Here is a 12,907-nt window from a genome sequence, read left to right on the forward strand (position 1 = left end):
AGCGTTACAGAGTATTAAAAACAGTTTCAGCTATACCGGATGCCAGCTCGAAAAAGTGAAAAAAGAGATCCGGGAAGAGGCCGAAAATAACGGATGCTGTTGCTGTTATTACGATGGGGACGACCATGAAGGGGGAGGCCTCTGTATGTCCCTCCAGTTCCTTCCCGCCTTTCTTGAAATATGCGCGGTGTATGATGGGAAAAAAATACCCCACATTAAGCAACCCGCTTATGATAAGAATGATCAGCGGAAGCATCATATCCCCTTCCAGTACGCCGGCCCCTAAAAACCATTTACTTACAAAACCATTTATGGGAGGGAGTCCCGCAAGACCCATCGAACCAATGACAAATGCCCCCATGGTCCAGGGCATAACCGTGGCAATTCCATTCAGATCGCTGATGTTCTTTTTATGAAGGTTTACCATAATTGCTCCCGCACAGAAGAAAAGGGTAATCTTCATCGTGGCATGGGCTGAAATGTGCATGATACTGCCCGTAAGTCCCAATGGAGTGACCATGGCCGCACCCAGTACGATATAGGAAAGGTGTCCCACGGTCGAATAAGCCAGCCGCCGTTTTAGGTTATCCTGGGCAAAGGCCAGCAGGGATGCCACAATAATGGTAACCCCCGCTATGACCATGAGGATGTCGTTTAACCCGAAATTGCCCATCACTTCCGGACCGAATACATAGTGAACGACGCGAATAATGCCGAAAACGCCCGATTTTACGACCGCCACCGCGTGTAAAAGGGCGCTGACCGGGGTGGGGGCCGCCATTGCAGACGGCAGCCAGCTGTGAATAGGCATAATTCCGGCTTTAACACCCACGCCTCCCAGGTAGAGTAGAAACAGCGAAACCGCCATGGTATTGCTGAGCTCCACATCTCCAAAAATACCGCCCGGCTGAAATGAAAGTGTGCCGGTAAGGGAATAGGTAATACCTACCGCTGCAATAAGCAACAGGCCCGCTGTTAGCGTATAGGCTAAATATTTGCGACCGGCGCGGATAGCCTCTTTGTTTTCGCTGTGTATCACCAGCGGGTAGGTCGCAATGGTCAGCATTTCGTAAAAAATAAGGAAAGTGAGGAGGTTTCCCGAAAAAGCAATACCGATCGTTGACGAGAGACATATGGCAAAACTGGCAAAATAGCGGGTCTGTTTCTTCTCCTTGTGTCCCCGCATATAGCCGATGGAATAGAAGGAAGTGAAAATCCACAGGCCGGATGCAACGATAGCAAAATACACCCCGAACGGATCGGCGCGCAGCTCAATGGGCAAATTCGGGGCAATTTCAAAAAGAGTCAGTTCGATAGTACGTCCCTCTAAAGCGGCGGGGATGAGCGTAAGGACCAGCAGAAACTTAACAACGCCGGCCAGGATGGTCCAGAACTCACGAAGGTTGGGTTTGCCGGAACTCAGCAGGATAAACGGTACCGCGGCCAGCGATACGAGTACAGCATATAAGGGGACAAAAGTAAGCTCCATTACAAAGGTTAATTTCTTGGTTTATAATCCAGCGGGAAACATTGTTACAATAGCCGAAACGATAAATGCATTGAGCAGTCCGACAGCCAGAATACCGAAGGCAATGATGGAGGTGGTCCAGAGCATAGACGGTTTAACTTCATTGGTAGTCAGGGATGAAATAATACCGGTTTTCTCATCCGTCGACTCGGGATCACGCAGGTACACTTTCTCGAGAATGCGGAAAAAGTACACTGCATTGAGCAATGAACTTATCAGAATAACTGATAATAGCAGCCAGTTGCTGTTTTCAATGGTTCCAAGCGCGAGATACCACTTGCTGAAAAATCCCGCCAGCGGCGGCAGGCCTACCATGGAGAGGGCGGCTGTTGTAAAGGCTACCATTGTCCACGGGTATTTTTTCCGGTAACTGTCGTCGAATTTCGTAATATCCGTATGTCCCTCTTTCAGGCGGAGGTTGCCCGAGACCAAAAAGAGACAGGCTTTCATCAAGGCGTGATTGAGCACATGCAGCACGGCACCGATAAAACCGAAGGGATTTGCGAGGCTGATCCCCATAATAATGTATCCGATTTGAGAGACACTGCTGTAGGCAAGCATCCTTTTGAGGTCACTCTGGGCAATGGCCATTACCGATCCATATAAAATACCGATTCCGGCCAGTATGCCGATAATATCAGTAATAGGGATCGCCGAATCTATAATATCAACACCGAACAGATAGAGAACGACCCGAAGAAGAACATAAGCCGCCACCTTTGTACCGATGGGAGCTATAAGAGCTGAAGAGGTAGAAGAGGCATAGCTGTAGGAGTCGGGCAACCAGCCGTGCAGGGGAAAGAGCGCTGCCTTGATCCCGATACCGGCGACCATTAATGCCAGAGCCGTAATAATCGCAGAATTGCCAATGACCTCCGGTAGCATGGCCGCCATATCGATGATGTTGAGCGTACCCGTCACGGTATACAGAAAGCCGACACCCAACAAGTAAAGCGATCCGCCCACCGTACCGATAATCAGGTAGCGAAAGGCCGCATAGGGCGCTCTCTTCTCACCGATGCCGATAAGGGCGTAGCTGGCGAGCGAAGAAATTTCAAGAAAGACGTAAAGGTTAAAGAGATCGCCCGTCAGAACCATGCCGTTGAAGCCAAGCATAAGCAGCATGGCAACCGAATAATATCCGGTTACTTTGCCCGGAAACTCTCTTTTGCCGATCAGGCGGGAATGGATCAGCACAAAAAGAGCAATAGTATTGATAACCAGCACGATAAACCCGGACAGTCCGTCGTAGACAAATTCAATCCCTACGGGCGGCTCCCAGCCCCCGAAAAAGTAGCGGATGGTTTCGCTGCCGCTGATGTAGTTATAAAAGCCGAGAGCAGAAAACCCCGTAGCTATGGTTGCCCCCAATACGGCCCAGTAATACGACAGGTGCCTTTTCCACAGCCCCAAAAGCGGAATAAGAACAGCAAAAGCCAGAAATGTAATAGGAATTAAAGCCGGTATATCTGATCCGATCATTGAATCTTTTCTAACAGTTCTTGTTCGTTCAGGGTCTCGTAGCGATTGTAGATGGTAATAAGCAGGGCAAAAGCGACGCCCAGGGTTGCGACTCCCACTACAATAGCCGTAAGCATGAGGGTATGGGGGAGGGGATTCATATAATTTGCGACCTCTGTGACAGGAAATTCATCGCTTTTAACGGGGACGGTAGCTCCCCACTTAGAGGCAATTGAGACAAAAAACAGGATGACCCCCGTTTGGAAGATCGAGAGCCCGATCGTCTTTTTGACAAGATTATCTTTAATGAGCATCCCGTAAAGCCCGATAGCCAGCAAGATAATGGTGAACCAATACGCATAATGTCCCAATACAAAATCAACCATCAGTCTTCCCCCCTGATCATATCGTCAAAAATTGATACCAGTACCGCCATGACGGTCAGGCCGATACCCAGTTCAATAATTAAAATTCCCCAGTAACGCAGATCCGGGGCATCAAGTCCCGGAATGGGAAGCTGTCCATAATCAAGAAAATAGCCTCCCGCAAGGAGAGCCGTCAGTCCCGTACCAAAATAGATCAGCACCCCGATGACCGCCAGGGGCGTGGTGAGATAGTCGCTGAACTGAATACGTGAAATACGGCGTCCGCTGGAAATGCGGATCAGGAGCAGCGAGGCCGCCAGAAGAGTGCCGCCCTGGAATCCTCCGCCCGGGCTGTAGTGGCCGTGAAAAATAACATACAGCCCAAACAGCATGATATAGGGACTCAACAGGCGAGAGCCCAGTAAAACAATAGGACTTGCAACGCGCTTTTTCATTCTTCCTCCTCCTCGTGTTTTCTTAACAGCAGAAAGCAGATCATCCCAGCGGTGAATATGACTATTTGTTCCCCAAGTGTATCAACACTACGGTAATCGCCCAATACCACCGTGACCATATTATTGGTATGGGCATCGTTATAAGCCTCCTGCACATAATAGTTGCCGGGCACTTCCGTACCCGTAATACTCGTTTCCCGGTTCATTTGATTGCCTGCCTCTCCGCGATACGGCAAATCCATGGCCGCAAAAAGCAGCAGGCCCGTAAAGCAAATTATTAGAAAAAACTGGATAAAATTTTTCAATCGACTGTCTTATATGTGGTTTGATAGATAGCAACGACAAGCAGAATACCGGTGACACCGGCCCCGACAACAGCCTCCGTAAAGCCGACATCCACAGCTCCCATGGTGGTAAACAACAGGGCATTCAGGAAGCTGAAGATCGTAAGCATGACGACTGCCACCAGCAGGTCATCCGATTCGAGGGCAATAATGGCCGTCGTGAGCAAAAAGAAAAATAATATGAGTTCAAATTCCCAGTACATCAGGCTTGGTTCCCTTTTTCTTTATCGGTTCCTTTGAATAACGGCTTGAGATTCGCTTCATATGCGGCGCGGGCCAAAGCATGTGAACCTATTGGGTTTGACAGTGCAATAAATAACAGGATTAAAAGCAGTTTGAGACTATTGACATGGAATCCTTCATAGATAATAAGTCCCGCAATAATCAGCAAAAGTCCCAGCGTGTCGCTTTTACTGGTGGCATGAGTACGAGAGTAAAAATCGGGCAGGCGTATGGTGCCTATACTGCCCACCAACAGGAAAAAAATGCCCGCAATAACGAAGAGGACCGTAAAGATAATTTGAATATCAGTCATCATATCGCACCTCCACTGCAGTAAAGTATTTGGCAATGGTCAGTGAGCCTATAAATCCCAGAATGGCGTAAGCAAGTGTTATATCAATAAACATGTCGATCCGGCCGAAGAGGTATCCGATCAGGCAAATCAGAGCGATGGTTTTGGTAGCTATGGCATTCGTACCGATCAGGCGATCGAATACCGTAGGCCCTTTGATGACACGGTAGGCCGGTATGGCAATAATTGCCGTAAGTATGACGGCACTGTATAAAAAGAAAGTGTGCATTACAGATTTTCGTTATCTGATATAATTTCGACATCCGAGACGACCGGGTGCATCTCGCTCGTAAAAAGCTTCAGCACTTCCCTGGGCATTTTGTCATTGACGATGCCCTCATAGGCCTTGGGATCAATGGAATGGACGAGAAATTCGTCTTCATGTATGTCCACCGTAAGCGTGCCGGGCGTAAGAGTAATGGAATTTCCCAAAATCATTTTGGCATGGGCGCTGGGCAGATCCACCTTGAAGCGCACCATCCTTTGTCTGACCGGCAGAGAAGGCGTAATAATTAAAATGGCCACCTGAATACCCGATAGAACAATTTGCATTACCATCCACAGCAAATAAAACATCAGTCGGCCGTACCGCAACTCATCCAGTACATCCACCTCGTCTTCAAAATATTTATGCTTGCGCAGCTGGTAGTTGAGAGCCATGACTCCGGCAACGCTGGCAACGCCCATAAGGCTGTGTATGGGATCAAAAAAACCGCTCATAATGTACCAGAAGGTCATCAGCGTGATGAATGACACAACAAAATTTCGCAGGGACAGAGTCTTCACAATTCCGTGGTCAATATGTTATCAATGATCAAAATAGTCGCTAAACATACAAAATCTAACTTAGACCTGAAATAGAAATAACAGCTTAGGAATGAATTTAACAAAACTTAAATAATTAATTGATCCGCAGACTCAATCTGCGAGGGAAAGTAAGAAAAGTCGGTTAAAATTTGAAAATGAGACTGCATTTTCTTTTTAGGGAAGACACTGACAGGCGTCAATTCCAATGGTCTTTTCGTCAATACCGACAAAGGCACAACGGGATAGTGCGTAATACGTGTATCGTATGGGGTCATCAAAAAGGTTCGATAGTTAAATACATGAAACTGCTAATTTAGAAAGCAACTAAATACGTGCAATTATCAAATAATTGCACATCCTGTCCTTTACCTTCACTTACTTTTTTGTATCTTTGCCCTCTGATAATTTCCCTTGGGAAAATGAGGGGTATTGGCTACTTTTGGGCCTGAAATTTTGTAAGGATACAATACTGAAATATCGTTTAAATGGATTCTGCTACTACGCTTACAAGTCTGATAATTATCCTTCCGCTGGTGGGCTTTCTGATCAATGGGTTAATAGGGTTGAGTTCCGATTCGTTCCGCCGGCGAAAAAGCCTGATCGGAGCGATTGCCAACCTTTCGGTATTTATTCCATTTGCTATAGCTGTCTATTTCTTTTTGAATATGGGGCAGGAATCAGCACCCATCTTCGCCGAACTTTTCACCTGGATTGAAGTCGGTTCGCTCAGCGTGGATATTGCCTACCAGATCGACCAGCTTTCCCTGGTCATGATCCTGGTGGTAACCGGGGTCGGATTTCTGATCCACCTCTATTCCATTGGGTATATGTGGGAGGATGAGGGCTACTGGAAGTTTTTTGCCTACCTGAACCTTTTTATTTTTGCCATGATCAATCTCGTGATGGCTGATAATTTGCTGTTGCTGTTCCTGGGATGGGAGGGCGTGGGACTTTGTTCCTACCTGCTGATCGGGTTTTGGTATTCCGATATGGCGAAGTCCGATGCGGCCAAGAAGGCTTTTCTCTATAATCGCGTGGGCGACTTTGCTTTTCTCATTGCAATATTCATGATTTTCCAGTTTGTCGGGAGCCTGCGCTTTGAGACTATATTGGCCAACCTGGGGGCTATTCCGGCGGATGCTACCTTCTGGATCGCCCTGCTGATGTTTATCGGGGCCACCGGGAAAAGCGCTCAAATCCCGCTTTTTGTCTGGCTGCCGGATGCAATGGCCGGACCTACATCGGTTTCGGCCCTTATCCATGCGGCCACCATGGTTACCTCCGGAATTTACCTGATTTCCAGGCTCTCCCCGATGTTCGTGGCGTCCCCGGAAATCATGATGATTATCGCCGCCATCGGGGCTCTCACCGCAATTGTTGCAGCCACTATCGCGCTCACGCAAAATGATATCAAGGGCGTGCTGGCCTATTCCACCGTATCGCAGCTGGGATACATGTTTCTGGCCCTCGGTTCGGGAGCCTTTACCGCCGCTATCTTTCATGTGGTGACGCACGCCTTTTTTAAAGCTTGCCTCTTTCTCGGATCCGGTTCGGTCATCCACGCCATGGAACATGTCGAGCACGGTCTCCACGAAGAGGGCAGGGATGTTCATTTTGATCCCCAGGATATGCGGTTTATGGGGGGACTAAAGGAATACATGCCCTCGACATACAAGACTTTTCTGATTGCAACGGTGGCGATTGCCGGAATTCCCCCGCTGGCCGGCTTTTTCTCAAAGGATGAGATTTTGGCATTTACCTTTAACGCCGGCTTCGGTGAGTTTGCCGGTTCTCTTTACTTTTTGCTTTGGGGCGTGGGTATCATTACCGCTTTCCTGACGGCTTTCTATATGTTTAGGCTCACCTTCGGTACGTTTAACGGATCGTTTAAGCTGCCCGATAAGATAAAAGAGGCAGCCGGAGCAGAAAAGCACCTGCATGAAAGCCCCCAAACGATGACGATTCCTCTGTGGACCCTCGGCGGATTGTCGATTGCGGGGGGATTTATTGGCGTGCCCAACTTTTTAGTATCGACGTTTACTCATGAAGAGGCGCATATTAACCTGCTTCATAACTGGCTGCATACGGTTACCGCAGACTACGGACTCGGACTTTCGCACTCCGTTGAATGGATCCTGCTTATTGTCTCAGTCCTGGTAGCCGTGGGTGGATTGTATGTCGCCTGGCGCTTGTACGGCGGTGGTGCTACCGAGGAATCCGACGCTCTGCTTTCCGACCGGTTCGGTGCACTGTACCAGACCTGGAATGAGAAATACAGCCTCGATGAGTTTTACGAGGGACTGGTGGTCCACCCGCTGGTTCGCTTTTCTGACAAGGGGCTTGCCAAATTCGATATGAAGGTTGTTGACGGAACAGTAAATGCGGTGGGAGGGATCGTTCGCCTATTTGGTAGTGTATTCCGGTACCTCCAAACGGGGGTGGCCAGCAGTTATGCCCTTGCGCTTGTTATCGGTGTTCTTCTCGTGTTAAGCTTGTTGATCCTGTAAATAAATTGTGAACATGCAGTTACTTTTAAACATTTGTATTTATCTGCCGCTTGCCGGCATTGCCGCCATCCTGGTATCCCGTAACGACAAGGCGACGAAATGGATTAGTCTGCTCACTACAGGAGTTACGTTCCTGCTGTCGCTGCTGCTGATATTTAACTTCGATATCGCAAATTCAGGGACTGCCCAGTTTTTGACGGAGGGTTCGCCCGTGCTGGCCGGTATGGATATTAAGTATCTGATCGGATTGGACGGACTAAGCCTCCTTCTTTTCATGCTTACAACTCTTATGGGTCCCCTCGTTATTCTTTCTTCCTGGGATTCGGTCAATAAGCATCTGGCCGGCTATTATTCCATGCTGTTGCTCTTGCAGACAGCCTCGATGGGCGTGTTTGCCTCTCTTGACCTGATTGTATTTTATGTCTTCTTTGAACTTTCGCTTATTCCCATGTATTTCCTCATCGGGATCTGGGGCGGCAAGGGGCGTATTCATGCCACCGTAAAGTTTTTTGTATACACCCTCGTCGGCTCGCTCATCATGCTGGTCGGACTTATTTATCTTGGCTACGACGCCGGCTCGTCCCTGCAGGGGTATGTTTTCAGTACCGACTGGCGGTTTCTCTCGAGTGGAGCCTATCAAATAGGACTGGTCGAGCAGACCTACCTGTTTGCCGCTTTTGCGCTGGCATTTTGTATCAAAGTACCGTTGTTTCCTTTCCATACCTGGCTGCCCTATGCCCATACGGAAGCCCCGACGGCCGGATCGGTGGTACTGGCAGCCATTATGCTGAAGATGGGGACCTACGGGCTTCTCCGGGTGTGCCTGCCGATTTTTCCGAATGCATTTGTTGAATTCGCTCCATACATGGCTGCTCTTGCGGTTATCGGTATAATCTACGGGGCCCTGGTGGCGATGGTTCAGAAAGATGTGAAGAAGCTGGTCGCCTACTCCTCTGTAAGCCACCTGGGGTTTGTCGTGCTGGGGTTGTTCGCCGTCAATGTGATCAGCGTGCAGGGTGCGTTGCTGCAGATGATCAACCACGGAATTTCTACCGGCGCCCTCTTCCTGATTGTAGGCATGATTTATGATCGAAGACACACCCGCATGATTGAAGATTTCGGAGGCATTGCCAAGGTTCTGCCCGTTTTTGCGGTCATGTTCATGGTTGCCACCCTCGCCTCCATCGGCTTACCGGGGTTGAACGGCTTTATAGGAGAATTCCTGATTTTGAACGGTGCTTTTCATTCGGAGGTGATCCCGCAAAATGCGTTTGTCGTATTTGCGGCCCTTGGCGTTATCCTGGCAGCTGTCTATATGCTGTGGATGTATCAGCGGGTGATGTTCGGTCCGTTGAAACACAAGGTTAATGAGAAATTGCAAGACTTGAATGCACGGGAAATCGGCATACTGGTCCCCCTCGTCATTTTAATGTTCTGGATTGGAATTCGTCCCGTTGACTTCACCCAATATTCCGAAGCACAGGTGAACAATCTGTTGCAGGCATCCGAGGAAAAAAGAATGGCCATTAAGCAGTCAGCAACAATCGGGGAACTTCCGGAGTGGACTTCCGCATTTTATGATGTAACGGATGAATTAGCATTACAACCCAAAAACAGATAGTACCATGGCTGATCCACTTTCACTTGATGAAATCACTCGGCAATTAGAAGACCTGCCCGGATGGGAGCACAAAAACGACAAGGTGAGCAAGGAATTCACCTTTGAAAATTTTCGGGATGCGATGGGCTTTATTACCCGTATTTCATACGAAGCTGAAGAGCAGGTTCATCACCCGGAAATTTTTAATGTCTATAATACCGTTGATATTTCGTTGAGCACCCATGATGCCGGCGGAAAAGTTACCGAAAAAGATATTACGCTAGCAAAAACTATTGAGTCACTGTATAACAACTAAGTTGCATGGATTATTTACACGATCTTAACGCTTTTTTGCCCGGCATTATCGTAGCTGTTGCCGGGCTTATTGCCCTTTTGATTGACGCCTACAAAGATGATCACGACGGCATTTACGGCTTGGCCGTAGCCGCTCTGGGGGCCGGCCTGATACTGGCCGTAATGGATATGTTCGGCCCGGTGGGCGAGGCATTTTCCGGTATGATTACCTATGGTGGGGTTTCTGCTTTTGGAAGTACGGTAGTACTGTTCGGTTCGCTTTTTTGTGTTCTGATATCCCGGGAATATTTAAAAGCGGTTGAGCACGACTTCGGCGAGGTCTATGCGATGATTCTTTTCGCCACCACGGGTATGCTGGCTTTGGCCAGTGCCAATAACCTGGTTATGATTTTCGTAGGTCTTGAAACCATGTCCATTTGTCTCTACGTGCTGGCGGGCCTGATCAAAGATCGAAAAACCGGAGCCGAGGCGGCGCTTAAATACTTCCTGCTTGGGGCTTTCTCAACCGGTTTTCTGCTCTATGGAATGGCCCTGCTCTACGGGGCAACGGGTTCGCTGAGTATTCCGGAAATTGCCCGGCAGGCCAGTTCCGATCTTCTTTTTGTCGGGGGAGGCGGCCTGCTGCTTGTCGGTTTTTTCTTTAAAATATCCGCGGTTCCTTTCCATATGTGGACTCCCGATGTCTATGAAGGCACTCCTACAACGATTACCGCATATATGGCCACGGCCTCAAAATCTGCGGCATTTGTGGCGCTGATTGTCATTGTATCGAAGATGATACCCGCTGAAACGGCCGACTGGTCGAATGTCATAGAAGTGATTGCTATTATTACGATGATATTGGGAAATATCATCGCACTGGTTCAGGACAATATGAAGCGCATGCTGGCATACTCCAGCATTGCCCATGCCGGTTATCTGCTGGTAGGATTGGCCGCAGGGACCCCCGAAGGGTACAGCGCGGTACTTTTTTACCTGTTGGCGTATTCCATCATGAATATCGGAGCATTCGGCATTGTCGCCTACTACGAACGCCAACAGGGACTGGACTTTACGGATGTCAATAATTACGCGGGGCTTGGATTCAAGCGTCCTATTATGGGCGTGATGCTTTCGCTCTTCCTGTTTTCACTGGCGGGTATCCCCCCGCTGGTCGGATTTTTCGGGAAATACCTGGTCTTTGCCGCCGCGATTAATGCCGGGATGATCGGTCTTGCTGTCGTAGGCGTACTGGCAAGTGCGGCAAGCGTCTATTATTATTTGCGTCCGATGGTTTATATGTATTTCCGTGAACCCCATAAGGATGTCCCTTTCGTACAGGCCGGGATGGTTTATAAAACGACCCTCATAGTGTTAGCTGTCATGACAATCTATTTCGGCGTGGCCTTCGGCGGGTTACACGATCTCCTTTCCTCTTATTACACGGGCAACTGGGTAGCATTTTTGGGCAACTGACCTGAATAACTTAATACGGGTTAGGTTCTTTTGTCGCTCATCTCCTTGGGGGACTTTCTGCAAGAGTGGTTACTCGGATTATTCTTATTCGCTTGTGAATAAGCCGGGGTAAATGTGCCTGGGGTCAAAACATAACCTTCAGGCTTTTTTCTTCGCCGCAAAATAGTACTTGGTTAAGCAAGGGAGCGCGGTTCACCGGCCGAAGCATTTTATTTGCCGGGAGAAGATTGTAATTAATGGCAAAAAGCGCTATTTTTGCGTGCCTGCTGGCGAGTGAAAGTCACTACGCCGGCTGTTTCAAACCGAAGCAACCAAAGGAAACATATCACACATGAGTAAAAACTATTACGAGCTAACCTATATTATTAATCCCGTTCTCGAGGATGAACAGTACGAAGAGATCGTGAAAAAGTTTACCGACTATATCCGCAACAACGGGGGAGAGATCGATGAAGTGGATGAGTGGGGAAACCGCAAGTTCGAGTATGAGATGGATAAAAAATCAAGCGGTTATTACGTAAATGCTTATTTTAGTGCCCCCGGCGAGCTAATAGAAAAGCTGGAACGTGCCCTTCGCATTGATGATCACGTAATGCGCTATCTTACGCTTAAGTATGATGCAAAAATGCTGCGACATCGTGAACTTCAGCGCAAAAATGCCGTACCTACGGTCTTTGTTGATGAAGAGGAAGAGGAAGGTGAAGAAGACGAAGATTAATTCGAATCTATTTTGATAACTACAACTATTTTTTGCTATGATTAAGAATCCATCACATCCGAAGAAGGGACAGATAAAAACACGCTCATGCAAGTTTACCAAAGCGGGCATTGAGTATATCGATTACAAAGACACTGAACTGTTACAGCGTTTTATGAACGACCAGGGAAAAATTCTGCCCCGCCGTGTAACGGGTACGAGCGCAAAGTACCAGCGACAGCTTTCCCGTGCGATCAAACGAGCCCGTTTTTTAGGAATGCTTCCCTATGTAGCAGATAACCTTCGATAAAAAATTTACTATTTCCAATGGCTAATAAATATATGAAATTAATTTTACGAGAAGATGTGGAAAAGCTCGGTGACTCCGGTGATATTGTCGAGGTTAGAGCCGGCTATGGGCGGAACTACCTGATTCCCCAGGGGAAAGCTATGATGGCCACCGACGGGGCGCTGAAGCAGCTGGATCGTATCAAGGAGCAGGCGGAACGTCGGGCTGAGCTTACCATCGAAGCGGCGCAGGAGATGGCTGAGCGTCTTGAAACCACTTCCGTCACTATTCCTGTTTCCGTGGGGGAAGACGAGCGTATCCACGGCTCCGTAACCAATCAGGATGTCGCAGAAGCCCTCGAACAACGGGATGTTACCATAGACAAGCGAAAGATTTCGTTGGACCAGGACATCAAAACGTTAGGTGAGTATACGGCTACCGTAAATCTTATCGGTGAGATTAAACCGCAGATTAAGGTTTGGGTCGTGAAAGAATAAAACGTCGACTTCG

16 protein-coding genes are annotated in these 12,907 nt (G+C 48.3%); 7 read left to right on the plus strand and 9 right to left on the minus strand.

What is annotated here, in order from left to right; all coding sequences use genetic code 11:
- Window positions 1–4: 4 nt before the first annotated feature.
- The 9 genes from BUB16_RS09015 to BUB16_RS09055 are packed head-to-tail and all read right to left on the minus strand — an operon-like array spanning window position 5 to window position 5,513.
- Window positions 5–1,489, minus strand: coding sequence for a monovalent cation/H+ antiporter subunit D family protein (locus BUB16_RS09015; protein ID WP_073062608.1), 1,485 nt, complete (start codon window positions 1,487–1,489; stop codon window positions 5–7).
- A 21-nt stretch (window positions 1,490–1,510) separates the two neighbouring features.
- The gene (locus BUB16_RS09020; RefSeq protein WP_073062611.1) at window positions 1,511–3,010 is read right to left on the minus strand and encodes a complex I subunit 5 family protein; all 1,500 of its coding nucleotides are present in this window, start codon (window positions 3,008–3,010) and stop codon (window positions 1,511–1,513) included.
- Window positions 3,007–3,375, minus strand: coding sequence for a cation:proton antiporter subunit C (locus BUB16_RS09025; RefSeq protein WP_073062615.1), 369 nt, complete (start codon window positions 3,373–3,375; stop codon window positions 3,007–3,009). The genes BUB16_RS09020 and BUB16_RS09025 overlap by 4 nt, the downstream gene beginning before the upstream one ends.
- A complete protein-coding gene (locus BUB16_RS09030; RefSeq protein WP_073062618.1) occupies window positions 3,375–3,809 on the minus strand; it encodes an MnhB domain-containing protein in 435 nt (144 codons plus the stop codon). The genes BUB16_RS09025 and BUB16_RS09030 overlap by 1 nt, the downstream gene beginning before the upstream one ends.
- Window positions 3,806–4,114 (minus strand): hydrogen gas-evolving membrane-bound hydrogenase subunit E, encoded by a 309-nt coding sequence (gene mbhE, locus BUB16_RS09035; RefSeq protein ID WP_073062621.1) that lies wholly within the window; start codon window positions 4,112–4,114, stop codon window positions 3,806–3,808. The genes BUB16_RS09030 and mbhE overlap by 4 nt, the downstream gene beginning before the upstream one ends.
- Window positions 4,111–4,356, minus strand: coding sequence for a Na(+)/H(+) antiporter subunit B (locus tag BUB16_RS09040; RefSeq protein ID WP_073062624.1), 246 nt, complete (start codon window positions 4,354–4,356; stop codon window positions 4,111–4,113). The genes mbhE and BUB16_RS09040 overlap by 4 nt, the downstream gene beginning before the upstream one ends.
- On the minus strand, window positions 4,356–4,691 hold the full coding sequence (gene mnhG / locus BUB16_RS09045) for a monovalent cation/H(+) antiporter subunit G (protein WP_244545665.1): 336 nt from the start codon (window positions 4,689–4,691) through the stop codon (window positions 4,356–4,358). The genes BUB16_RS09040 and mnhG overlap by 1 nt, the downstream gene beginning before the upstream one ends.
- Complete coding sequence (locus tag BUB16_RS09050) at window positions 4,681–4,956, minus strand: MrpF/PhaF family protein (RefSeq protein WP_073062629.1); 276 nt, start codon at window positions 4,954–4,956, stop codon at window positions 4,681–4,683. Before BUB16_RS09050 ends, mnhG begins: the two co-directional genes overlap by 11 nt.
- On the minus strand, window positions 4,956–5,513 hold the full coding sequence (locus BUB16_RS09055) for a Na+/H+ antiporter subunit E (RefSeq protein ID WP_073062632.1): 558 nt from the start codon (window positions 5,511–5,513) through the stop codon (window positions 4,956–4,958). The genes BUB16_RS09050 and BUB16_RS09055 overlap by 1 nt, the downstream gene beginning before the upstream one ends.
- Before the next feature lie 506 nt (window positions 5,514–6,019).
- On the opposite strand from BUB16_RS09055, the gene nuoL reads away from it, so the two are divergent.
- The 7 genes from nuoL (at window position 6,020) to rplI (ending at window position 12,894) form a co-directional block, all read left to right on the plus strand.
- A complete protein-coding gene (gene nuoL / locus BUB16_RS09060) occupies window positions 6,020–8,041 on the plus strand; it encodes an NADH-quinone oxidoreductase subunit L (RefSeq protein WP_073062635.1) in 2,022 nt (673 codons plus the stop codon).
- A 13-nt stretch (window positions 8,042–8,054) separates the two neighbouring features.
- Window positions 8,055–9,662, plus strand: coding sequence for a complex I subunit 4 family protein (locus tag BUB16_RS09065; RefSeq protein WP_073062637.1), 1,608 nt, complete (start codon window positions 8,055–8,057; stop codon window positions 9,660–9,662).
- Between the two features lie 4 nt (window positions 9,663–9,666).
- Window positions 9,667–9,957: a 4a-hydroxytetrahydrobiopterin dehydratase gene (locus BUB16_RS09070; protein WP_073062640.1), complete on the plus strand. Its 291-nt coding sequence runs from the start codon at window positions 9,667–9,669 to the stop codon at window positions 9,955–9,957.
- Window positions 9,958–9,962: 5 nt separating this feature from the next.
- A complete protein-coding gene (locus BUB16_RS09075; RefSeq protein WP_073062643.1) occupies window positions 9,963–11,411 on the plus strand; it encodes an NADH-quinone oxidoreductase subunit N in 1,449 nt (482 codons plus the stop codon).
- Window positions 11,412–11,742: 331 nt separating this feature from the next.
- The gene (rpsF, locus tag BUB16_RS09080; RefSeq protein ID WP_073062646.1) at window positions 11,743–12,129 is read left to right on the plus strand and encodes a 30S ribosomal protein S6; all 387 of its coding nucleotides are present in this window, start codon (window positions 11,743–11,745) and stop codon (window positions 12,127–12,129) included.
- A 37-nt stretch (window positions 12,130–12,166) separates the two neighbouring features.
- Complete coding sequence (rpsR, locus tag BUB16_RS09085) at window positions 12,167–12,418, plus strand: 30S ribosomal protein S18 (protein ID WP_073062649.1); 252 nt, start codon at window positions 12,167–12,169, stop codon at window positions 12,416–12,418.
- Window positions 12,419–12,435: 17 nt separating this feature from the next.
- Window positions 12,436–12,894 (plus strand): 50S ribosomal protein L9, encoded by a 459-nt coding sequence (gene rplI, locus BUB16_RS09090; RefSeq protein WP_244545666.1) that lies wholly within the window; start codon window positions 12,436–12,438, stop codon window positions 12,892–12,894.
- The last annotated feature ends 13 nt before the right edge of the window (window positions 12,895–12,907 follow it).

Origin of the sequence: Fodinibius roseus (assembly GCF_900129315.1) — a bacterium.
Lineage (GTDB): Bacteria > Bacteroidota > Rhodothermia > Balneolales > Balneolaceae > Fodinibius > Fodinibius roseus.